We start from the raw sequence: 21,863 nt of genomic DNA, 5'->3' as shown, positions 1-21,863 counted from the left end.
TTAGCCCTGAACCCAACCCCAGCGACGGAGCAGGAAGCTCAGATAGATCATGTGGCGGTCGCGCGTGTCCATGTCGCCGCCCATTCCATGGGCGCCGGTCGGGTCGAGCGAAAGCTCCACAAGCGGCCCCTTGCCCGCTTGCAACAGTCGGCGATAGACCTTGACCGTGTCTTGGAACAGCACGTTCGTGTCCTCGATGCCGTGGAGCAGCATCAGCGGGCTCTTGAGGTTTTTCGCCATGTTCGTCAGCGAGAACTTGTCCAGATAGTTGCCGTCGGCATTGGGGGTGTTGCCAATGACGCCGCCCGTGTACCACGTGTTGTAGTTTTGCCACTCGGTTGGCCCCGCTCCGGCAATGCCGAGCGTAAACACGTCGGGCGCGTTATACATGGCGTGCTGAGTTTGGTAGCCGCCAAAGCTCCATCCGGTCAACCCCACGCGTGTGGAGTCCACGTTGTACTTCGACTGCATGAACTTAACGCAATCTACGAGGTCCTCGGTTTGAGCGGTGCCGGGATTCTCGAAGTTGGCGCGGCCATGTTCGGCGCTGTAGCCGGTGGTGCCGCGCGGGTCAATCGCGCAGGTGATGTAGCCCAGGTTCGCCGCCAGATATTGATTGAACATGAACTCGCTGCTCCCGAAGTTGCCATCCGAAACGGTGTTCGAATCGCCCAGCGGGCCGCCGTACACGTAAATGAACAGCGGGCGCTTGACCGGGGTGCGCTCCATGGCCGGAGGCAGGAACATAAACCCGCTGATCTCCTGACCGTGCCGATTTTTGAACTTAAACAACTCGGGTTTCAGCACCAAGTTCTTGCTGAATTCTTCCTTCTTGTTGCTGGCGGTGATCGGCACTTGCTGGCCGTCGCCGAGGTAGTTCAGCTCTCGCATGCTTGTCCACGATTGGAACATGCCGGCCGCTTTGTCCGATTTTCGGCTGATGATGGGCGGGCTGAACTCGCCATCTTGCTTGCTCAGGCGCGTCCATTTTCCGTCGGCTAACTCTATGCGATAGATATCGCGGCGGGCGAGACTCTCTTTGCTGGACTGTACGATGATTGCCTTTTTGTCGGCGCTCAGGGTGAGCGGCTGCGTCTCGAAGTTGCCCGTCGTCAGCGCGCGCTCCGCGCCGCGGACGCGCTCCAGCACGTGGACTTGTCGCCAGCCGCTCTTGTCGAGCATCACGATAATGTCCTTGCCGTCGCCGCTGTAGAACGGCTGCGAGTACATCGGCGTTTGGTGCTCACCGTTGCTGGTTCCTTCGTAAACCACGCGCACTTTCTTGCGCTTGAGGTCGGCTTCGCGAACCTTGAATTCCTTTTTGTCGCGCTTAAACGTGGCGAACACGAAGTTCGCGCCATCCGGCGACCACGGGTTCTGCGCGAGCGAAACGTACTCCCACTCTTCCCCGCCGCCCCACTTGTAGATTTCGTACGGCTTAATCTCGTCGTCCACCCGGCTCAGCCCTTCGTCGGTGATGTCAAAGAGATAGAACACGGTTTCGCTGTTGAACTTGTCATCGCTCACCGAGCGGGTCGTTTTGCGGGCTTGGGCAAAGCGGTCGCGATAGACAATCCAGTCCACTTGGCGATCCGGCGCGAGGTCGCGGTCGGTGGTCACCAACGCCTGCGTACCGTCGGGCGAGATCGAGAAGCCGGTCATCGTCGCGCCGGCGGGCACCGGCGGATTGATTTGCGTTTCGCCGATGCGGCCAAACTTGATGCGGAACACGTCGTTGCCCCGCATGAAGATAAAGCCCGAATCGTCCGGCAAATACTCCACGCGCATCTCCATGCCGCGGGTCTGCGTGATACGGGTTGGCATGTCTGCGCCGAGCTTCCAGCGCCAAATGTCGCCCTTAAAGACCATCAAGAACTCGTTGGTCTTGTTGGCCCAAGCAACTTGGCTGATGCCCGCGTAGCTGGGGTCGGGCTTGGTTTTCTTTTCCTGCTCTTCTTTGAACTTCTGTCGTTCGGCGCGCCACTCGGCATCGCTCAGGGTCGCCCACTTGGCCAGCCGCTCATCGTCCTTTTTGTAGAAATCAATCGCGAGCTTGGCGTCGCGATCGAACTTGGCCATCATCTCGATGCTGGTCAACCGCTTGCTGGTTTTGGTCACCGTGTCGAAGAGCCAGAGGTCGTTGCCCCGCACATCGTACGGATTCCAAAGGTACGCCAGGTAGCGGTCGTCGGCGCTAAATCCGTTGGGCGAGCCCATTTTGCCGAAGTAGCTTCGGCGAGGATACATGTTGTCGAATTTGAGGGCGCCTTCCCTCTTCCACATCTGCTCCAGTTCGTTTGGAACCGGTTGGGCGAATGACCCGGCCGCGAGCAGCGCGAGGGCGAGACAAGTGAGAGTTCGCATCAACGCAAGATTACGTTATCTGGCCGCGCAGTTGCACCCGGAACTAATCCTTTACACGGAGTCGCGCTTCGAACGCGATGATCGCTGCCGACACGTGCACGTTCAGCGAGCGCCCCTTGCCCGCCATCGGGATGAAGACGCTGGCCGCGCACTTCTTCATGACGGTGCCGTAAATGCCCTTGCCCTCGTTGCCCAGCACCAGGCAGGTTTTCGCTGGATAGTCGAACGTGCGATAGTTTTCGGCTTCGGTCGCGATCTCGACCGCGACTAGGGTCCAGCCTTCTTCGATGAGCTGGTTTGCCGCCTCTTCGTGGCTTTCAAAGTAGCGCCAGGGAAGCCGGCGATGCTGACCCAGGCTCGTCACGCCGATCTGCGGATGCGGTGGGTAGGGCGTGCGTCCAGTCATGATCAGCTCGTCCGCGCCACAGGCGTCGGCGACCCGAAACAGGCCGCCCACGTTGTAGGCGTCCTCCCAATCCTGGAGCAAAAAGCAAAGTTGCACACCGCTCTCGCTGCCCTCCATCGCTGACTTGTGGAGTTTGCGGACCTCGACCTTGCGCCGAATCGTTTTCACGGCCTTATTGTCCCTCACCAAACCTCTAGCAAATTCTGAGCATTTGCGCCGAGAACCCTACAGAAGAGACCCGTCAGGCCAATAACCGAACTGATGGCCCTGAGTAGGCACGAAATTTTGGGAGGATTCAGCAATGTCAGACATTCTTAGTCAAGCGGAAATCGAAGCGTTGTTGTCCTCGTTGTCGGATGACAGTCCGGCTCCCGACGCGGGCAATGGCCCGGCGGCGAACCTCGCTTCCTCGCTTTTGGACCAAGGCGGAAACCGCCTCGCCAAAAACGGGGTCAACTCGTTTGGTGGCGCCAACCGTAAGCTGGCCCCGATTTCGTACGAACTGTACGACTTCCGACGGTCGGACAAGTTCAGCAAAGACCAGCTGAAGACGCTGCAAATTCTGCACGAAACCTTCGCTCGTCTGGCCGCGACTTCTCTCTCGGGTTACTTGCGCACGGCGGTCAGCATCGAACTGGTTTCGCTGGAGCAGATTCCCTACGAAGAATATTCGCGCAGCATCAACCAATCCGTTTTCACGATTCTCTCCATGCCTCCGCTCACCGGCCAAGCCGTGCTCGAAGTGGAGTTCAACCTCGTGTTCAGCATGATTGACAAGCTGCTCGGCGGCCCCGGCAAGGGCATCAATCGCCGCGTGCTCACGGACATTGAAAAGCCGCTGGTGCGGCAGATGATCGAAAAGCTGTTCGTCGGTTTGAAGAACGCCTGGGAAGGGGTGGTCATTGTCAACCCCGGCATTGAAGCGATGGAAACGTCGAGTCAGTTTGTGCAAATCTGCCCGCCCAACGACGTCGTCGTCACCATCTTGTTCGAGGTGAAGATCGGCAAATCGCGCGGCGCGATGAGCATCTGTATTCCCTACTTGCTGCTCAAGCCGATTACGACCAAGCTCAGCGCCCAGAAGTGGTTTGTCAACACGAGCCGCAAGCAGTCGTCGGCGGCCCGCCGCATTCTCACCACGCAGGTGCAGCGCTCGCAGGTGCCTTGCCGCATCGAACTTGGCAAAACCAAGCTCAGCATGCAGGATTTTGTGAACCTTAGAATTGGCGACACGCTGGTGCTCAACCGGCGATCGGAAGACCAATTGCCCTTTATCATCGGCGACGTTCCCAAGTTTGAAGGTCGCCCCAACATGCACAACAACCACATCATTTTCTCGATTCTCAATACCGTTGAACCCGATTAACCATGGCAAACATCACGCACGAACTCGTCGATAAGCTGAGCACGATTCAGCAGCAGATTTGGCAAACCGTCGGCCTTAAGGTCAGCGAGGCGTCCGACCTTTTGGTTGGCTTCAACTCGCCCCTGACCCTGACCACGGCGACCTCGGACGTGTTTGCCGAGCTCAGTAGCCCGCACTTGATCATCCAATTCAGCATGGCGGACAACCCGAATCACCCGTCGGTGCTGCTGATGGATGGCGACTCGTTCGCCGCCTTTGCCGCCTACCTCAAGGGCGAAAAGGTGTTCGACGTTGACGAGAACCTGATCTCCGACGTCCGCCCCGGCCTGGAAGCGATGGTGCAAGGCATCTGTCTGGCCATCGGCTCCATGAAGAACGAGCCGGTCGTGGCGACTGGTCTTGCGATTCGCTACCAAATTTTCAACGCCCCGCCCAACATGCAAAAAGCGCAGGAACTGGTCCGCGTCAACGTGGCCATCTCCGGCGACGAGCTCAGCGGTACCGCCGTTTGGCTGGTGGACGTGGAAACCGCGCACAACATTTTGGGCCTGGAATACCAGGACGAAGAAGAAGCCGAAACCACGCAGATTGGCTCGGCGTCGGCCATTTCCAACGGTCGCGACGACATGTCCAGCCTTGAGCTGCTGCTCGATATTCCGCTGGAAATCAGCGTGGAACTCGGTCGCATCAAGATGCTCGTGAAGGACGTGCTCGACCTCGGTACCGGCTCGATTGTAGAAATTGACAAGGCGGCCGGCGAGCCGATGGACATTTTGGTGAACGGTCGCCTTGTGGCCCGCGGCGAAGTCGTCGTCATTGAGGACAACTTCGGCGTGCGGATTACCGAAATTCTGACTCCGCAAGAGCGGCTGATGAAGCTCAACGAGGTGGCTTAACCCGATGCGCGGCGGCATCCTGGTTTTCGGTCTTCTCGTGGCGGAACTCGCATCGGCGCAGTCGGTGCTCGATTCGGCGCGCGGCGAACTGGGCGGTAAGACGTCCACGACTTCGGGCGGCGTGCCCGTCATTCAAACCATCTTTGCGGTGCTGATCGTCATCGGCCTGCTGAAGCTTGTCTTGCCGCGGCTGATGCCGCACTTGGCCAAATCAAAAATTCAAACGAGCCTGGGCAGCACGATCGCGGTGGAAGAAACCGCGACCCTTCCCGGCGGTCAACTCATGGTCGTCAAGGTGCGGGGCCGATCGCTGCTGATTGGGCAAACCACGGCCAACATGACCCTGATTGCCGACCTCACGGCCGAAGAAGCGACGGCGATGCAAGAGCCCGCCTTTTTTGAACTCGTGGACAAAGCGCCCGGCACCATGCCGACTCACGCGGTGATCCCCGAGAACGCAAACGTTCCGACCCCGGCTGAGCAAAAGCGCGCCGCCGACAAGTTGGATCGCCTGAATCGCCTGATTGGACGATGAAAAAAGTTGTCGCGCTCCTCGGGAGCATGATCGCCAGCTCAGCTCGGCGAAGGCTGTTGTTCACGATCCTGATTTTGGGCGTGCTCGCCGCGGGATCGGCGCAAACTGCGCTGCCGCTTCCGAACGTGCAGATTACGCCGGGTGGCAAAACCGAGGTCAGCAGCTCGCTGCAGATCCTCGCGCTGCTCACGGTGCTCAGTTTGGCGCCCGCGCTGATGATGCTCACGACCGCGTTTACGCGCATCGTCATCATTCTCAGCATGACGCGCACCGCGATTGGCGCGCAGAACATCCCGCCCACGCAGGTGCTGGTGGGGCTGAGTTTGTTCCTGACCTTTTACGTGATGGGGCCGACGTTCACCAAGGTGAATGACGCCGCGCTGCAGCCGTATCTCAAAAAGACCGTGACCGCCGAAGTTGCGCTCGAACGAGCGCAAAAGCCGCTACGCGAGTTCATGCTCAAGAACACCTACAAGAGCGACCTCAAGATGTTCCTGGACATGCGCAAGGAGAAGGCGACCGCCACCGATGTGAGCATGACTTCGCTCATCCCGGCGTTTGTCATTAGCGAGCTCAAAACGGCGTTCCTCATTGGGTTTTACATCTTCATTCCGTTCATCATCATCGACCTGATCGTCGCGAGCATCCTCATGAGCATGGGGATGATGATGATGCCGCCCGCCGTGGTTTCGTTACCGGCAAAGCTGCTCGTCTTCATCCTCGCCGACGGGTGGTCGGTCATCGTCCGCGCGATTCTGTCGGGGTACATCTAATGCAGGACACCGGCCCCATTCTCGAAATCGTTCGGCAAGGCATGAACACCGCCCTGCTGGTGAGCCTGCCGATTTTATCGGTGGCGCTGTTTGTGGGCCTCCTGGTCAGTGTGTTTCAGGCGGTCACCCAGATTCAGGAAATGACCCTGACCTACGTGCCGAAGCTCGTGGGCGCGGGCCTCATCATCGCGCTATTCGGCAGCTGGATGCTCAACGTGCTGGTTTCGTTTATGCGGGTGTGCTTTGAGCACGCCGCCATGGTGGTGCGCTAGTGCTGACGGCGGAGGTCTTCTGGGCGTTCTTCTGCGGTTTCATCCGCACGGGCGCGATGATGCTGGCCTCGCCGATTTTCGCCGGAGTGGTTCCGGTGCAGGTGCGCGTGTGGCTCAGCGGCGTAGTGGCACTGGCGATTGTCCCGCTGATTCAGCCTTATGTCGGGGTGCCGCCCGGCGAGCCGATCGTGATGGTGCTCAGCGTGTTCCGCGAGGCAGGGATGGGGTTTCTCATCGGGTTTGCCATGCAAGCGCTGTTTCAGGCGTTCCAGATGGCGGGTTCGATTCTCGACATTCAGCTTGGTTTGAGTGGCGCGCAGGTGTTTGACCCGGTCGCGGGCGCGCCGGTAACGGTCATGGCGCAGATCAAATTTTGGTGCGCCATCGTGATTTTGTTCTCGCTGAACGGGCACCACCTCATCTTCCCCGCTCTCGTGCAGAGCTACCAAATGCCGCCGATTGAAATGGCGAATCTCGGCGCGATGAGCGGCACGTTCGTAAAGTTTCTCGGCCAGCTCGCGGTTCTCGCGGTGCAGATCGCCGCGCCGGTGGCGGCGGTCGCGTTTATCGTGGACGCGGCGGCGGGTTTGGTCAACAAATCGGTGCCGCAGTTTCAGGTGTTCGCCGTCATCACCCCGGCCAAAGTTGGCCTGGGTTTGGTCGCCGCCATGGCCGCGTTGCCGATCCTCACCACCAGCGTTACCGCGGGAGTGAACCTGACCTTCACCACCTTGGAGACCCTGTTTAGCAAGTAACCATGGGCGGTAACGACGGACAAGAAAGGACAGAGGAGGCGACGCCCAAGCGCAAAGAGGACGCGCGCAAAAAGGGCACGGTCGCCAAAAGCACCGACCTCAACGGTTCGATTCTGCTGCTGATTCTGGTGGCCGTTTTGCCGGGCGCGATGGGCGGACTCTACCGCGGCATTGTGCAAGGCTTTGAGTTGCTCGCGACCACCAAGTTTTCGACCAAGCCCGAGGTCATCATTCGTTTCGGCGCGCAAGTCGCGTTGCCGATTTTCGCCGGAGTCGGGCTGCTGTTCGCGGCGATGATGGTCGGCGGGGTGGTGACCAACGGCGCGCAAGTCGGCTTTAAGGCCACGCCCGAATTGCTCAAGCCGGACCTGCAAAAAATGAACCCGCTCAACGGATTCAAGCGGATGTTCTCGGCGAAGGCGACCTTTGAAGGGTTCAAGGCTGTGGCCAAGGCGACGCTGTTCGGGTTCATCGCCTACCGCGTGATCCAGAACAACTGGCTGGCCATTATCGGCCTCGCCGGGGTGGGGCCGGGCGAGGCGCTGGGCCGAGTCGGCAGCGTGTTGCTCACCGTCGCCCAGCAGGTCGCCATCGCGTGGCTGATCCTCGCCGTGATTGACTACATGTTCCAGCGCAAGCAGGTGGACAAGCAGATTAAGATGACCAAGGACGAACTCAAGCGGGAAATGAAGGAGCAGGAAGGTTCGCCCGAAGCCAAGGGCGAGCGCATGCGCCGGGCCCGCAAGCTCAGCCAAAGTCGCGGCCTCAAAATGGTCGCCGAAGCCGATGTCATCGTCACGAACCCGACCCACTTTTCGGTCGCGATTAAGTACGACCGCAGCGACATGCACGCGCCGATGATCGTGGCCAAGGGTGTGGACCACCTCGCGTTTAAGATCCGAGAATTGGCGAAGAAAAACAACGTGCCGATCGTGGAGAATCCGCCGCTCGCGCGGGCCCTTTACAAGCAGTGCGAGGTCGGGGACTTTGTGCCGCGGGAGCTCTTCGCGACGGTCGCCGAAGTGCTAGCATACGTCTATAAAACCCTTAAAAACATCCGCTAAGTGGCTCCGGGAGCACGGCACTTGGGCCTTGTTGACCTTGGTGGCGATGGTGGTGGTGTTCGTCGCGACGCGGTCGTCGCGGATGCCGCCGGTGGTCCCTTGGACCGGCACCCAGGTGTCGGTAGCGGCGTGGAACATTGACCCCAAACACGTCGGCGGGCGGCTCGACACTTTGGTTCCGGCAATCCAATTGATCAACGCCGATGTGTTGCTGTTGGTCGAGTTCACCCCGGACCGAGATCTCCCTAAACTGCTGGCGGCGTTGCGAGCGGCAGGCAACCCTTACGATGGCAACATCATTGAGCGGCGCGGGAAGCAGAATTTGGTGTATCTCGTCCGGCCGGGCATTAAGATCACGAATCAACGGGCGTACAAGCCGATCATGCTTGGCAATGACGATCTCCGCCCGGCGATGATCGCGACGGTGCAGGCGGGAGAGTTCGACTTCAACGTTGTGGGCGTGCATTTGAAGTCGAAGCGAAAAGGCAATCCGGAGCAGCAAACAGAGAAGATTCGCGAAGATCAGATACGGCTGCTGGTGCCCGAGTTGCGGCGACTGCAGGCAGGCAAAGAGAAGGACCTGCTGCTGATCGGCGACTTCAATATGCTTCGCGATGAGAACCAGGACCAGTTCGCCATGCTGGCAGCGGCGAACTTGGAGTTATTGCATTTCTGGGTTCCTGCTTCCACTTTTAGTTATGTCCCGACCGGGGGACAAGGCGGCATTTTGGACGGCTACGCGATTTCAAAGTCCAGCCGTGAAGAGCTTGTTGCGAATTCGTTTCAGGTGGTTCAGTTGCCTAATCTGATTGGAATCCCGAACGCGCTGTATCGCGAAAAATACAGCGACCACCTCCCGCTCAAGGCGATTTTCCGCACCGACGTGGACAACGATCCATGAGCGATTCGTTCTTCCCCAGTTGGCAGACGATGGTCACGCGGGCGATTGCTCAGCCCGCGTGGATGGGGCCGGACGCGCCCGACCACGACGTCGTCATCAGCTCTCGAGTGCGGCTCGCGCGAAACCTCCAGGGCCACCGTTTTCCGCACCATTGTGGCGATGGCGAGCTTCGCGAAGTGCTCCTGAAAGTGCAGCAAGCCGTGGCCAAAAGCGGCCTCGCGACCGAGTGGGTCACCCACATGAGCACGGTCGAGCAAAACTACATGGTCGCCTGCCGACTGATTAGCAAGGACTTTCGCGTGAACGAGCCCGGACGCGCGCTGGTGCTCGACGAAGACCGCCTGACCAGCACCCTGGTGAACGAGGAGGACCACCTGCGCATTCAATCGCTGAGCGCCGGCCGAAGCCTGGGCTTGGCCCAACGAGCGGCGACTTACTTTTGCGAGCGGCTGGGGCGCACCCTGGACTTCGCCGCGACGCCCGAACTCGGCCACCTCACCGCGAGCCCGGCCAACTCGGGCGAGGCGATTCGTCGCTCGGTGCTGGTGCATCTGGTGGCGCTCGCTCACCGCAACGAGTTGAAGCCATGGGTGGATCATATCGTGAGCAACGGACTGATTCTGCGCGGATTGTACGGCGAGGCCACGCGCGCCACGGGCGCCCTGTTTCAACTCAGCTCCATTCGCGGCGACAGCGACCGCCTGGAAGTCCTGCTCGACGATCTGCTGAAAGCCGAGCGGCAGGCTCGGGCCAAGGTCAAGCGCGCCAACCTGGCCGAGCTCGTGGAGCAAGCCACCACCTTCGCCACCACCACTCGCTCGCTGAGTCACGCCGATGCTATGCGTGTTCTCAGTTGGGTTCGATGGGGCGCAACACGCGAGCTGGCGTCCATGCCTTCGGCGCGCGCCGTGGATGAGCGCGTGGCCACGCTCGAAGCTGCGCCCACCGACACTCGGGCCGGACGCTGGCGAGCCGACATGGTGCGCCAGTTCCTAGGACTCTGAATCCGGTTCGGCAAATCTTCGTATACTTGAACGAAATGCGCTATGTGCTCGGCGGGGTTCAAATGGTCTGGAGCGACCGCTCGCTTCGGCGCTACCTGATCGCCCCTTTCTTGTGGACGATCGTTGTTTTTCTCGCGGTCATGATTCCGCTGCGATTGTGGTTGCCCGGATTTTTGGGTCAACAATGGGAGCGCACGGGGTGGTCCCAACCGCCAATGTGGGTGTGGTGGATCGTGGTCACCCTCATCTTCCTGTTCATCAGCAGCACCATTTTCTTTATGATCAACGGCATTCTCAGCGGGCTGCTGTGGGAGAACCTGAGCCGCGAGGTAGAGGAGCGCCTGTACGGCACCGCGCCGCAACACAAGACGTCCCTAGCCCGAGGAATTGCCGATGCCGTCGCCCGGATTCCGAGCACGGTCGGGTGGTCGCTGCTCGGCATCGTGCTCGGGTTCACGCCGTTTGGACTCGGCGCGGCCTACCCAAACGGGCGCATGTGCATCAACGATTTCACGTCCCCGGCGTACTCGCGTCGCCAACTCTACTTCCCTGCGCAAAAGGTCCGCGCGAACACCTTGCGCAGCGCCGGGAGCTACGCCTGGACGTGCGGCCTGATCAGCCTCTTCCCGATTGTTAACCTCATTTGTTTGCCCGGAATGATTGCGGGGGCCACGATGATGGTGCGCACGGAGGATCCCACTTGCGTCTAACTGAGCTCGTGAAATCGGGCGGTTGCGCCAGCAAACTGGGTCAAGCGCAGTTGGCCGAGGTCTTGCGGCACCTGCCGCGAACACCCGATCCGCGGTTGCTGGTGGGGTTTGACACGAGCGACGACGCGGGCGCCATTCTCCTGCCCGATGGTCGAGTGATGATCCAAACGACGGACTTTTTCACGCCGATTGTGGACGACGCCTACGACTTTGGTCGCATTGCGGCCACCAACGCGCTCAGCGATAGCTACGCCATGGGCGCGACCCCGCTCACGGCCCTGAACATTGCGTTGTTCGATCCGGCAATTGTGCCGCCCGAAGTGTGGGCCGAGGTCTCGCGCGGGGCGTTTGACCAATGCACCAAAGCGGGTGTGATCGTGATGGGCGGGCACACCGTGGTGGACGCCGAACCCAAGTTTGGCCTCGCCGTGACCGGATTTTGCGACTCGCCGCAGCAGTTGTTCCGCAACGATGCGGCGGCCATTGGCGACGACATCTACTTGACCAAGCCGTTGGGCACGGGAATGATTACGACCGCCGCCAAGCGCGGCGCGTGCCCGCCCGAGGTGTTGGCGCGAGGCGTGGACGTGATGACGACCCTAAACGCCGACGCCATGCACGCGGCTCACGCCGCCGGGGTGCGCTGCGCGACCGACATCACCGGCTTCGGGTTGGCAGGGCACTTGCTGAACGTCGCGCGGGCGAGCGAGGTTTGCATCGAACTCGACGGGGCTAGCTTGCCCGAGATCGAAGGTTGCCAAGACTTGCACGGCTATTGCCCCGCGGGTGCGGGCCGCAATCAGGCTCACGCGGCGACTTTGATGAAGGGCGAGATCGAGAACCCGCTGCTCTACGATCCGCAGACGAGCGGCGGGCTCGCGCTGTTTTCCCGGCAACCGATCCACGGCGCAATAAAAATTGGCCGGGTCACAGGACCCGGCGCAACACTTGTGGTTGGGTAAAACCCGCTTACTTTTTCTCGGAGAACACGAGGCCGTCGGAATTGATGCAGAACCGCAGGCCGGTGGGCTCGGGGCCATCCGGGAACACGTGGCCCAGGTGACCATCGCAACGAGCGCACAGCACTTCGTAGCGCGTCATACCGTAGCTACGGTCGGTCCGCATCCAGACATTATCCTTGTCGAACGGCTGGAAGAACGAGGGCCAACCGGTGCCGCTATCAAACTTGGCGTCACTCTTGAAAAGAGGAAGTTGACAGCCGGCGCAGTTGTACTGACCCGTCTTTTTGTTGTCGTGGAAGATGCCGCAGAACGCAGGCTCGGTGCCGTGCGAGCGGAGGATTTTGAACTGCTCGGGAGTCAGGATTTTCTTCCATTCGGCGTCGGTCTTCACGACCTTATCTTTGCGTTTGGGGCTTTCTTCGGCGATATACAATTTGGCTTCCTTGTCGTAGTGACCTTTGGTATTGGACTTCGTTTGAGTGGCGGGCGAGGCGGTGCTGCCCTGCTGGATGGCGGCCACGCCAATGGCCAGGGCGGCTAAACTGAGTCCGGCGATCACCAACTTCATATTCTCTGATACGCCACAAACACCATGAATGTCACCGTTGACTTGCGAAGCGACACCGTTACTCTGCCGACCGCCGAAATGTTGGCCGCAATGGCGAGCGCGCCGCTGGGCGACGACGTGCTGGGCCACGACCCCACAGTATTTGAGCTGGAGCAAGAATGCGCGGCGATGACCGGGCATGAGGCGGGGCTTTTCTGCCCGAGCGGGACGATGACGAATCAGGTGGCGCTCGCCACGTGGTGTCGGCCCGGCGACTCGGCGCTTTTTGAGGAAGAAGCGCACATGGTTTATTACGAAGCCGGCGCGCCGGCGGTGCTCGCGGGAGTCATGCCGATTACCTTGCCCAGCAATCGCGGCGTGATGTCGCTTCACGAGTTGGAGCGCAGGTTTATGTCGGGAAACCTGCACACACCGGGCACGACCCTGCTTTGTATTGAGAACACGCACAACCGCACCGGCGGGGCCGTGATTTCGGTGGAACAGACCCGGCAGTATCAAGAATTCGCCCAGTCCAAAGGCATCAAGTTGCACTTAGACGGCGCGCGCGTGTTCAACGCGGCCACCGCGCTCGGCGTGGATGTTCGCGAACTCACAGCGCCTTGCGACTCGGTGTCGATCTGCCTTTCGAAGGGGCTGGGCGCGCCCGTGGGTAGCGTCCTTTGCGGGCCGTCCGAGTTCATTGAGCGCGCGAAGTTTGTCCGCAAGCGCTTTGGCGGAGGGATGCGCCAGGCCGGAGTCTTGGCCGCCGCCGGACTGGTGGGCCTGCGCGTGCAAAGCAAGCTGTTGGGCGAAGATCATCGCCGAGCGCGCGACCTCAACGCCAGGTTGCAAGGGATACCCGGCACAAGAGTTGACCCCGATGAGACGGTGACCAACTTTGTGTTTGTCCACACCGAGCGGCCTGCCGCCGAATGGTCGCGTGCGCTCAAAGAGCGCGGCGTGCTCTGCATGCCGGCTGCGCCGCACCGCATTCGGCTTGTGTTGCATCACCAAATTTCGGACGAAATGTTGGACATGTGCGCCGCCGCGTTCCGCGCCGTGTCGCTTTAGAAATCAGGCGATCCGAACGGCAGCGGCTGCTGCTTTCCGCGCTCGCAGAGCACGCCGTGACGCGTGTAGTCCCACATTTCAGTGACCATTTCGCGGGCAATAATCTCCAGGTTTTCGACGTCAGCTTGGTTATAGTCGAGCAGAGTCTGCAGTGCGTTCTTACGACCCATGCGATGCTCGCGCCAGAGGCGCACGGCGTCGAGCCCGCTTAAACCCAAGATATGGTCGGGCCGCTTGATGCCGTACATGCCTTCGATTTTCTTGAGCCCGCCCCGGATCCCCAACGCCCGCGCCGGGTGAATGAGGTCGAGGTGCAGGTGGTCCCACACCACGCTGCGGAACATCTTCATGAGAATTGGCAAGTCGAATCCGCTGCCGAAAAAGCTGACCACCATGCTGTAGTTGGTGATGTCGCTCCGGAAATTCTCGATGTTGTCGTTGGCGACGTAAGCGCGGAACTCGCCGTCCCAAATGCCGATCACTGTGACGGCTTGGCCGGTGCGACCACCATCGGTTTCGATGTCGAGGTACGCGCACTTGTCCTTGAAAACATCCCACGTGCGCCAGTGGTCGGTCGTCCGCAAGAGGTCGCCAAAGAACTGGTGATTCCGAGCGGCCACCGCATCCTGCGACTTTTTGAGGATCGACTTGACGCTCGCCTTCGGCGCGCTTCCGGTACGGAAATCGCTGGGATTATCGAGGAAAGTCTGCCAATTCTCGCAGCCCTGCTCCCAAAGGCTGCGCTCGGTGTCGCGCCCAATGCCAGGAACGTGCAGGAAGGTTTGTTCGAGCACTAGCCGTCTGTCTTAACGCGCTTCTTCGGGGTGACGCCCTTTGCGCTGGGAGGCGGCTTGTACGGGAGCGGAACGTCAATCGTGCCCATGCTCGGGAAGTAGAAAAGGTCCTTCGGATCCTTGAACCAGTACTCGCCTGTGTTCATGTCCTTATCGAATTCGCCGCGCATCCGGATGACGCCGTTGCCGAACCACACACCTTGCATGTCTTGGCCAAACCACTGCACCGCGCGCCAGGAGCCGCTGAGAATGATGCGTCCCTTGCCGAAGTACACCGTGCGACCATCGCGGTCGAACTCCTTGCGGAGATTGCCTTGCACCACCAGCGGGTCGCCTTTGTAACCCGAAACCAGCATCGAGCCGGAGAACGAAATGTCAGCGCGACCTTGGCCGTTGATCAGCTTAAAGGTGCCGATCTTGGTGTGCATGTGCAGGATATCGAAGTCCTTTTTGCCGGCAAACTTGCCCATTTGCACGGCGCTCGCCGGTTGGGCATTGGCCAGCGCGGCCATCGCCGCCAGACCCAAAGCACTTGTCAATCTCATGAGTTCAGATTACCTTCTTATGCCATGACGAGCGGTTGCAACGGTCGTCGCTCCATCGTCTCGGGTTGCTCGCGGACAATCTCGTTGTAGAGGCTGTCGCGCTCCACCGGAATGCGACCCACTTGCGAGATCATGCGCACCATGTTTTCGTGGGTCAGCACCTGCGATTTGTTCCCCCAATCGCCTTCCTTGTAGGTGATCTCGTACTCGTGGACGAGGCCGTCGGTGTCGTCGGCACCATACCAAAGGGCGGCTTGCGTCACCGGCACCGTGTTCATAATCCAGAAGCTCTTGATGTGGTCGAAATTGTCTAGCATCAGGCGGCTGATCGCGATGTTGCGAAGGTCGTCGTCGGCGGTCGGGCCTTTGATGTCGTCCAGTTCGGTCCGTTCCGGGTGGAAACTCAGCGGCGTCATCGTCAGGAAGTGGCCGGTCTCGTCTTGCAGGTCGCGAATCTGCACGAGGTGATCCACGCGCTCGGCGGCCGTTTCAATGTGTCCGTAGAGCATGGTGGCGTATTGCTTAAGATCGAGTTTGGCCGCGACGCGCGCGACTTCCTTCCATTCCTCGCCATTCAGCTTTTTGCCGAACAGCTCTAGGTGAACGCGCTCCGAAAGAATCTCAATGCCGCCGCCGGGCAACGAGTCGAGCCCGGCTTCCATCAGATCGCGGAGGGCTTGCTCGATGCTGACCTTGCCAATCTGCGCGATTTGGACAATTTCCACCGCGGTGAAAGCCTTGACGTGGACCTCGGGGCGCACCCGTTTGACGGTGCGGATGATCTCCATGTAGTAGTCGTACTTGAGGCGCGGGTTGATGCCGCCGACCATGTGGATTTCGGTCATCGGAATGTTTGCGTGCCAGCCCAGCCGACGCTCCACTTCCGCCATATCGTATTCGTAGGGGGCGGGACCGCCCTTTTTGGCATAGAACGAACAGAATTTGCAGAACTTGTTGCAGATGTTCGTGTAGTTGATATGCTGGTTGCGAACGTAGAACGTGCGCGCGCCATGCTTGCGCTCGCGAACGATGTTCGCCAGGGCACCGACGCCCGTGAGGTTCGGCGTGGCGTACAGCGTGAGGCCATCCTCAAAGGAGAGTCGTTGGCCGGCATCCACCTTGCGGTAGATGTCCATGAGGTCGGGGCCAAACACACGCTCAGGCGTTTGCAACATACTCACTTTATACCCAACTTTCAATCAAAACTGAAAGTTCCCAGTTTCGTTTCTGACGTACAATGGGTCGTGATCGTGTATCTCGTCGGAACGGCTTTAATCTGGCCGAAAGTGCCAATGCCACCGCAATATCCGGCGACGATGAGCGGTAAAACGGTGTGCCTCAACCGGCCCAGCAACTTCACAGAAAAGGTTGTGGCGCTCACCTTCGACGACGGACCGAGTCCGTTTACCACGCCCCGAATTCTGCGCACGCTGGCCAAGTACGATGCGCGCGCCACGTTCTTTATGGTCGGCCAAATGGTGCCGCACCGCGAATGGCTGGTTCGGCACATCGCTTCCCTGGGCCACGAGATTGGCAACCACTCTCATTCGCATCGGCCGCGACCACCCCAGGCGGTGGCCAAGTTTGAGGTGGACGGCACCGAGGATAAGCTGGCTGCGATCCTTGGCTACGGGCCACGCACGTACCGCCCGCCGTACGGCATCGAAGATTCGTCCACCACGGTCCGGGCCCGCCAAAAAGGCATGCCGATTGTGCTGTGGACGGGCGACACGTTGGACTGGAAATTTAAGTCGGCTCAACCGGTCATCACGCGGGCCATCTCCGCCTTGAAACCCGGCGCGGTTCTGCTGATGCACGACATCCACGAGCACACGGCCAACGCGGTTCCCGCGATCATGGCCGTGATCCATCAGCGCGGTTACAAGTGCATCACGATCAGCGAGATGATGACCAAGTGGAACGATCTCGCCCTTCGCGAAATCGCCGAGAAGAAGGCCAAGGCGGCCGCCGCTGCCGCGGCGGCAAAAGCTACGCAGTCGGGCGCTGGAAAGTAGAGCTCACCCGCTCCTTCCAAAACGGAAGCACCGGGTGATATCGTCGAATCAGTAGTTCGCCGCGCGTCATGCCCGGGAACTCGGCGGCCAACGCTTGCACAATGCGGGGATAGCTCTTACGGAGGCCCAGCGCATGGAGAGGAACGGCGATGCGCTCGAGAGCTTCGACCAAGGTCGCAGAACCAACTTCCTGCCCGGGTTCGAACGCAAACATGCCTCGCACGTCGAAGGCCGCTCGAGGCGAATGCGGTCGGCGGATCGTCGCCATGATGGTCACGGTGGAGCTCATGTCAGTCCTCCGCGCTGAATTCGCGCGTCACGCGAACCTCAGCCACGATGCACGGCATGGGCGGGTACGGTTTGGCGATGGAAATGGTGCCGCCGACGATGGCCGGGAACGTCGCCACCAGCGCGTGGGTGACCTTGCTACACAGGAACTCTAGGGTCTGCACCGAGCTTTCCAAAATCACGTCGCGCACCATGTTGGCGACCTCGGCGTAATCCACGGTGCCGTCAATGCTGTCGGTTTCGCCGGCCAATTCTTCGACCACGAGCTCGACATCCACGAGCAGGCGGTGTCCGACCTCGCGTTCGGCGGCGGGCACCCCATGATAGGCGTAGACCTCAAGGTCGTGAATCGCGATCGTCGTTTGCATCAGCCCTTATTGTTCTCCATCCCAAAAGAATGCGCGCGCCACCCGGTCGCCGTTGAATCCGACGCCTTCGGATTCCAGCAGGCGGCGTTGTTCGGCAGCGAGGCGTGGGTCGCGGCGGGCCGTGGCCATGCTGCCATCACTCGCCGTGACGCGCCACCAAGGGAGGTCGTCGTCCCACGCGGCGGCCATCACCTGCCCGACTTGGCGAGCGCCGAAAAACACGCTGGAGAGTTGACCGACCGCCTTATAGCCGAGAACTCGCCCGGCGGGAATTGTGCGCACGAGCTCGTAGATGGGTTCTTGGCCGGTCTTCATCGCGGATTCACGATCCACTCCACCTGCTCGGGCGTGCCTTGCGCAATAAGATCGTCGGCGGTTTCCGCTTGGGAGTGAATCGCGATGAGCGGCACCCGGAGGCCGGGCTCGATGCGCCAGTCTTGAAGGCCGACGCTCGACGCGCCGAGTTCCGTGGCGACGTTCCACACCTCTTGCGCGGACACGTGATGCCCCCGGCGATGGCTGGTGGCGAGGGCTTCTTGCATCTCTAGGAACATGTCGATCGGGCCGGTGCTTGCCGCCGAGTCGAGCCCAAGCCCAACGGGCATTCCGGCATCGAGCATCTCGCGCAGGCGCATCGGCGGACACTTGAGGTGCAAGTTGCTGCGCGGGTTGTGCGCGACGCTCACGCCAGTGGGGACGAGCCGCTGAATTTCGGCGACCGAGATATCGCAGGCATGGACAATCTGCACGCCCGGGCGCGCAAGGCCCAGACTCTCGAACTCGCCGATGACGGTTTTGCCCGAGGCGCGGCTCGGCAATCCAACGAGATCGTAGAAGTCTTGAAGCGGCCCTTCGGCCGCGCCAAAGAGCTGCGATTCGTACTCGGTTTCGGCGACGTGAATCGTCAGCGGATGCGGCGCGCGGGCGAACTCGCGCAGCAAGTCGGGAAAGACGGTGTGCACCGCGTGCGGATTGGGAAACACGCGGAGTTCGGGCGTATCCAACTCGGCGGCGCGGGCGCGGGCCGGAGCCACGACGCTATCGCCAACCCCCATCGTCAAAATCTCCTGGAAAACGATGCCTTGCAATCCGGCTTCGCGCATGGCCGCGACCGAACCGGGACGGTCGGAGTGCTCATGGATGTACGCAACCCCGGCCAGCCGGTTTTCGCGAGCCGCGAGCATGCAACTATCCACCACCTCGTCGGCGGTTTGCGTGAGCTTGCGGGCGACCAGCGCCTTGATCCAATCCCAATAGCCCAGCGCGGGGTCAACCTCGCCCATAAGCGAGCGATACTCGAGGTGGCTATGCGCGTTGACAAACGCGGGGCTCAGGACGAACGGTTCGGGAATGCCGGTTTGCGGGCCGACGCGAACGATGACATCGCCATCGAGCTCGACCTCCAATCCCTGGCGGAGTTCGCCCGCCATCATTACGCCGGACGGGCGCAACAGTCGGCGGCTCAAAGGTCAATTCCCCAAGCGGTTTGAAGTTGGAAATAGTTTTGGCTCTTCACGTGAAAGTCTCCGAACAGAACGTTGTACCGATACTGGCGGAGTTTTTGGCCCGCCCCAGGATCGTTGAGGTCCAGTTTGCCTCCGTCGCCATGCCAGTGTCCACTGGCATCAAACAGCACGTTGACGTTCGCGGGAAGCTGAAACTGGGTGCTGGAGAAATACTTGAACGCGATTTCGGTGCGGAAGAAATAGCTGCTGCCGTACACGCGAAACATGCTCGGCGAGGTCGTAAACGGAATCGTGGGGTGACTATCGAGTGTGCGGCTACCGGTGTCGCTGGGACATTGGAACACCGCCTGCGTCTTCACCTGCCCGCCCGCCGCGGCCACGCTACTAAAGTTTTGTTGCGCGCGGACATACGGGCCAAGCGCCTCGTGAATCAGCGGCATGTAAGGAATTCGGGAGGCGAAGTCGGGAAAGTCGCTCCATATCTCCGGCGTGTATTTGTCGGTTGGGTCCACCGCGTGCGGAAAAATGTCGTCGTTGTCGCCCATGTAGAGCACCATGGCTTGGCCGATCTGCTTGAGATTGCTGATGCAAGTGGTGTTGCGGGCGCTGGCTTTGGCGCGGGCAAAGGTCGGAAACAGCAACGCGGCGAGGATGGCGATGATCGCGATGACCACCAGCAATTCGATCAGGGTGAAGGCGCGCCGTTGCTGCACATCCATAAGATACGATATTTCGGCATTTTTCCGTGCCCGGGCACCAAACTCGCGGGTGTAACGTTGCTGGACATTGGTACCCTTAAGGTTCGTTTTGAAAAAGCGTCGTCCCTCTCCCGCCGTCCGCATTCTTGGCGGCTTCGTTTGGCTTGTTCTCTGCCTTGGCGCCCTTGGCGCGGGCACGTTCTTTGGTTTCACGGGCCAGAGCGGTTTGGCCGCCGAGGTTGTCAAACAAACGCTCGCCCGAGTTGAGCCGCGCGAAGTGTTCGACCAACGCGATTACGTTAACATCCTCATTCTCGGCATCGACGAGAACCGCTACTACAAGCCGCGCGACAGCAAGGAAGCCGGACAAGTCCTGGAAGGGGGTCGCAGCGACGTGATGATGGTCGCGCACCTCGACTTCGACACGAAGAAGATCAGCGGCCTTTCGATTTCGCGCGACATTGCGATTGCGCTGGACGGAGGTAACCGCCACAAAATCAACGCTTACTACGAGCGAGGCGGCCCCGATATGGCGCGCCGCGCCGCCGAGTCAGTAATCGGGCTCCCGATTCAAAAGGTGATTGACTTTAAGTATTCCGACTTCCGCGAGATCGTTGACGCGATCGGCGGGGTCGAGGTGGATGTCGAGAAGCGGATGCTCTACCACGACTATCGTGGCGACCTGCACGTCGACCTTACGCCCGGTCGGCATCACCTGGATGGCAAGGAAGCCGAGGGCTTTGTCCGTTATCGCAAGGCCGACGCAAAGGCGGCTCGCGAGTTGGGTCTGCGTCCGGATACCGACGAAGAGCGTCAGAAGCGCCAACGCGCGCTGATGCTGGAGATTAAGAAGAAGATCGAATCCAACCCGCGCACGCTGCCCAGTTTTGCCAACGCGATGATGGCCACGTTGGGCAAAAACCTGACCGAGCGCGAGTTCGCCGCGATCATTTTGTTCGGGCGCAACGTGGGCTCGGATAACGTGAAGATGGACACGGTGCCCTACATTGACCTGGGAATTCAGCCCGGCATCGGCTGGATCATGGACGTGGATCGGGATAAGCTTCCGGCCAAGTTGGAAGAGCTCGGCTTTACCGAGAGCTCCTCGGCCACCGCCTCCAACCGCTAAGCGATGATGTGGCTGCACACCGAGAACTTCGCGCCCAACGAACCCGAAGGGACGCGCAAAAGTAACCTCGTCACCAAGAAGGAATTCCGGCTGATGCTGCTGGGGTTTGGCGCCATATTCCTCGCGCTGATTCCGATTTACTACCGCGCGCGCAAGGATAGCTACCGCGAAATTTGTAGCCAAAACATGAAGGCGATCGCGGCGGCCATTGACGCCTATTGCAACGACCAAGAGGGCTACTACCCGCTTCCCTTCTACGTGGCCGCCGATGGCGCGCCGCAAATGGAGGACGGCAACGTGATCAGTTGGGTGTCGCTGGTGAAGCCTTACATGAACTCGCGAAAATCGTTCGTGTGCCCCGCCGCCGAACCCGACGAAATTGTCAAGAACTTTGTTGGCCAGGGCAAGGTGGTCGAGAGTTCGTACGGCGTGGTCGCCGGGGTATTCGTTCAGGTGACGGATGATGGGCGGATGGTCACCATTCGCAAGGACGAAGTGGCCGACCCGAGCAACGTCGCGATGCTCACGGAGACCAGCAACCGCGGGTCGCAGCAAAGTTTTGACCCGCTGCCGTTTGAGGATGGCCAAGCGAAAACCCAGCCGTGGAGCGGTTTTCTGGTGGGCTACGAGATGGACAACCTCTCTCCCGACGTGCAGGATGGCAAGGACGTGATTCGCTCGAACTTTGTGACGCGGCTCGCGTTTCGCGGCACCGACAAGGGATCGTTCGAAAAGGCCGAGGGGCGGCACGAGTTCAACTACGTGGTGTACGCCGGCGGTCAGCGCGGCAAACTGCTGGCCAAGGACGCGTTTGTTTCGCGAAACCGGGACAACAACCCGATTGCGCCGTGGTGGCCCACAAATAACCGCGGTTTCCTTCGTAAATAGGGCACTGTTCAGGTAGAATCAAGGGGTACTTGGCTTCAACGGCGAG

26 protein-coding genes are annotated in these 21,863 nt (G+C 60.3%); 15 read left to right on the top strand and 11 right to left on the bottom strand.

Features of this window, described 5'->3' with window-relative positions; genetic code table 11:
- Together JNJ45_12105 and JNJ45_12100 are read right to left on the bottom strand one after the other, a co-directional pair.
- Nucleotides 1-2,364 (bottom strand): S9 family peptidase, encoded by a 2,364-nt coding sequence (locus JNJ45_12105; GenBank protein MBL8049413.1) that lies wholly within the window; start codon nucleotides 2,362-2,364, stop codon nucleotides 1-3.
- 43 nt (nucleotides 2,365-2,407) lie between these two features.
- Nucleotides 2,408-2,938, bottom strand: a complete 531-nt coding sequence (locus JNJ45_12100) for a hypothetical protein (GenBank protein ID MBL8049412.1) — start codon at nucleotides 2,936-2,938, stop codon at nucleotides 2,408-2,410.
- Nucleotides 2,939-3,071: 133 nt separating this feature from the next.
- On the opposite strand from JNJ45_12100, the gene fliM reads away from it, so the two are divergent.
- The 11 genes from fliM to selD are packed head-to-tail and all read left to right on the top strand — an operon-like array spanning nucleotide 3,072 to nucleotide 12,008.
- Nucleotides 3,072-4,136 (top strand): flagellar motor switch protein FliM, encoded by a 1,065-nt coding sequence (gene fliM, locus JNJ45_12095; GenBank protein MBL8049411.1) that lies wholly within the window; start codon nucleotides 3,072-3,074, stop codon nucleotides 4,134-4,136.
- Between the two features lie 2 nt (nucleotides 4,137-4,138).
- On the top strand, nucleotides 4,139-5,032 hold the full coding sequence (fliN, locus tag JNJ45_12090) for a flagellar motor switch protein FliN (GenBank protein MBL8049410.1): 894 nt from the start codon (nucleotides 4,139-4,141) through the stop codon (nucleotides 5,030-5,032).
- Between the two features lie 4 nt (nucleotides 5,033-5,036).
- The gene (locus JNJ45_12085) at nucleotides 5,037-5,567 is read left to right on the top strand and encodes a flagellar biosynthetic protein FliO (GenBank protein MBL8049409.1); all 531 of its coding nucleotides are present in this window, start codon (nucleotides 5,037-5,039) and stop codon (nucleotides 5,565-5,567) included.
- Entirely contained in the window at nucleotides 5,564-6,340 is a 777-nt protein-coding gene (gene fliP / locus JNJ45_12080; GenBank protein ID MBL8049408.1) for a flagellar type III secretion system pore protein FliP, read from the top strand. The genes JNJ45_12085 and fliP overlap by 4 nt, the downstream gene beginning before the upstream one ends.
- Complete coding sequence (gene fliQ, locus JNJ45_12075; protein MBL8049407.1) at nucleotides 6,340-6,612, top strand: flagellar biosynthesis protein FliQ; 273 nt, start codon at nucleotides 6,340-6,342, stop codon at nucleotides 6,610-6,612. Before fliP ends, fliQ begins: the two co-directional genes overlap by 1 nt.
- Entirely contained in the window at nucleotides 6,612-7,367 is a 756-nt protein-coding gene (locus JNJ45_12070) for a flagellar biosynthetic protein FliR (GenBank protein ID MBL8049406.1), read from the top strand. Before fliQ ends, JNJ45_12070 begins: the two co-directional genes overlap by 1 nt.
- 2 nt (nucleotides 7,368-7,369) lie before the next feature.
- Nucleotides 7,370-8,431 (top strand): flagellar biosynthesis protein FlhB, encoded by a 1,062-nt coding sequence (flhB, locus tag JNJ45_12065; protein ID MBL8049405.1) that lies wholly within the window; start codon nucleotides 7,370-7,372, stop codon nucleotides 8,429-8,431.
- A gap of 31 nt (nucleotides 8,432-8,462) precedes the next feature.
- On the top strand, nucleotides 8,463-9,332 hold the full coding sequence (locus JNJ45_12060; GenBank protein ID MBL8049404.1) for an endonuclease/exonuclease/phosphatase family protein: 870 nt from the start codon (nucleotides 8,463-8,465) through the stop codon (nucleotides 9,330-9,332).
- Nucleotides 9,329-10,336: a hypothetical protein gene (locus JNJ45_12055; GenBank protein ID MBL8049403.1), complete on the top strand. Its 1,008-nt coding sequence runs from the start codon at nucleotides 9,329-9,331 to the stop codon at nucleotides 10,334-10,336. The genes JNJ45_12060 and JNJ45_12055 overlap by 4 nt, the downstream gene beginning before the upstream one ends.
- A 35-nt stretch (nucleotides 10,337-10,371) precedes the next feature.
- Complete coding sequence (locus JNJ45_12050; protein MBL8049402.1) at nucleotides 10,372-11,046, top strand: EI24 domain-containing protein; 675 nt, start codon at nucleotides 10,372-10,374, stop codon at nucleotides 11,044-11,046.
- Nucleotides 11,047-11,054: 8 nt separating this feature from the next.
- A complete protein-coding gene (gene selD, locus JNJ45_12045) occupies nucleotides 11,055-12,008 on the top strand; it encodes a selenide, water dikinase SelD (GenBank protein MBL8049401.1) in 954 nt (317 codons plus the stop codon).
- 7 nt (nucleotides 12,009-12,015) lie between these two features.
- On the opposite strand, the gene msrB is transcribed toward selD, so the two are convergent.
- Nucleotides 12,016-12,576 carry a peptide-methionine (R)-S-oxide reductase MsrB gene (gene msrB, locus JNJ45_12040; GenBank protein ID MBL8049400.1) on the bottom strand — a complete coding sequence of 187 codons (561 nt, stop codon included), beginning with the start codon at nucleotides 12,574-12,576 and terminating at the stop codon, nucleotides 12,016-12,018.
- Nucleotides 12,577-12,600: 24 nt separating this feature from the next.
- Between msrB and JNJ45_12035 the strand changes: the two genes are divergently transcribed.
- Nucleotides 12,601-13,626: an aminotransferase class I/II-fold pyridoxal phosphate-dependent enzyme gene (locus JNJ45_12035; protein MBL8049399.1), complete on the top strand. Its 1,026-nt coding sequence runs from the start codon at nucleotides 12,601-12,603 to the stop codon at nucleotides 13,624-13,626.
- On the opposite strand, the gene JNJ45_12030 is transcribed toward JNJ45_12035, so the two are convergent.
- From JNJ45_12030 to JNJ45_12020, 3 genes are read right to left on the bottom strand one after another with little or no spacing between them, the layout of a single operon-like run.
- Nucleotides 13,623-14,420 (bottom strand): ribonuclease H-like domain-containing protein, encoded by a 798-nt coding sequence (locus tag JNJ45_12030; GenBank protein MBL8049398.1) that lies wholly within the window; start codon nucleotides 14,418-14,420, stop codon nucleotides 13,623-13,625. The two genes, JNJ45_12035 and JNJ45_12030, sit on opposite strands and share 4 nt — an antisense overlap.
- Entirely contained in the window at nucleotides 14,420-14,965 is a 546-nt protein-coding gene (locus JNJ45_12025; GenBank protein MBL8049397.1) for a hypothetical protein, read from the bottom strand. The genes JNJ45_12030 and JNJ45_12025 overlap by 1 nt, the downstream gene beginning before the upstream one ends.
- Before the next feature lie 17 nt (nucleotides 14,966-14,982).
- Entirely contained in the window at nucleotides 14,983-16,140 is a 1,158-nt protein-coding gene (locus JNJ45_12020) for a CofH family radical SAM protein (GenBank protein ID MBL8049396.1), read from the bottom strand.
- 141 nt (nucleotides 16,141-16,281) lie between these two features.
- On the opposite strand from JNJ45_12020, the gene JNJ45_12015 reads away from it, so the two are divergent.
- Nucleotides 16,282-16,980 carry a polysaccharide deacetylase family protein gene (locus JNJ45_12015; protein ID MBL8049395.1) on the top strand — a complete coding sequence of 233 codons (699 nt, stop codon included), beginning with the start codon at nucleotides 16,282-16,284 and terminating at the stop codon, nucleotides 16,978-16,980.
- Here JNJ45_12015 and JNJ45_12010 read toward each other — a convergent pair.
- The 5 genes from JNJ45_12010 to JNJ45_11990 are packed head-to-tail and all read right to left on the bottom strand — an operon-like array spanning nucleotide 16,955 to nucleotide 19,821.
- A complete protein-coding gene (locus tag JNJ45_12010) occupies nucleotides 16,955-17,269 on the bottom strand; it encodes a hypothetical protein (GenBank protein ID MBL8049394.1) in 315 nt (104 codons plus the stop codon). The two genes, JNJ45_12015 and JNJ45_12010, sit on opposite strands and share 26 nt — an antisense overlap.
- A gap of 1 nt (nucleotide 17,270) precedes the next feature.
- A complete protein-coding gene (gene folB, locus JNJ45_12005) occupies nucleotides 17,271-17,636 on the bottom strand; it encodes a dihydroneopterin aldolase (protein ID MBL8049393.1) in 366 nt (121 codons plus the stop codon).
- A gap of 6 nt (nucleotides 17,637-17,642) precedes the next feature.
- Entirely contained in the window at nucleotides 17,643-17,951 is a 309-nt protein-coding gene (locus JNJ45_12000; GenBank protein MBL8049392.1) for an MGMT family protein, read from the bottom strand.
- Nucleotides 17,948-19,102 (bottom strand): amidohydrolase family protein, encoded by a 1,155-nt coding sequence (locus JNJ45_11995; GenBank protein MBL8049391.1) that lies wholly within the window; start codon nucleotides 19,100-19,102, stop codon nucleotides 17,948-17,950. Before JNJ45_11995 ends, JNJ45_12000 begins: the two co-directional genes overlap by 4 nt.
- Nucleotides 19,099-19,821, bottom strand: coding sequence for a prepilin-type N-terminal cleavage/methylation domain-containing protein (locus JNJ45_11990; GenBank protein MBL8049390.1), 723 nt, complete (start codon nucleotides 19,819-19,821; stop codon nucleotides 19,099-19,101). Before JNJ45_11990 ends, JNJ45_11995 begins: the two co-directional genes overlap by 4 nt.
- An 88-nt stretch (nucleotides 19,822-19,909) precedes the next feature.
- On the opposite strand from JNJ45_11990, the gene JNJ45_11985 reads away from it, so the two are divergent.
- Together JNJ45_11985 and JNJ45_11980 are read left to right on the top strand one after the other, a co-directional pair.
- Nucleotides 19,910-20,929 carry an LCP family protein gene (locus tag JNJ45_11985; GenBank protein ID MBL8049389.1) on the top strand — a complete coding sequence of 340 codons (1,020 nt, stop codon included), beginning with the start codon at nucleotides 19,910-19,912 and terminating at the stop codon, nucleotides 20,927-20,929.
- Between the two features lie 3 nt (nucleotides 20,930-20,932).
- Complete coding sequence (locus tag JNJ45_11980; GenBank protein ID MBL8049388.1) at nucleotides 20,933-21,817, top strand: hypothetical protein; 885 nt, start codon at nucleotides 20,933-20,935, stop codon at nucleotides 21,815-21,817.
- The last annotated feature ends 46 nt before the right edge of the window (nucleotides 21,818-21,863 follow it).

The sequence above is a fragment of the Chthonomonas sp. genome (assembly GCA_016788425.1).
GTDB lineage: Bacteria > Armatimonadota > Fimbriimonadia > Fimbriimonadales > Fimbriimonadaceae > JAEURQ01.
Note: the sequence above shows the minus strand (reverse complement) of the source record. Positions and strands in the feature narration are given on the sequence as shown.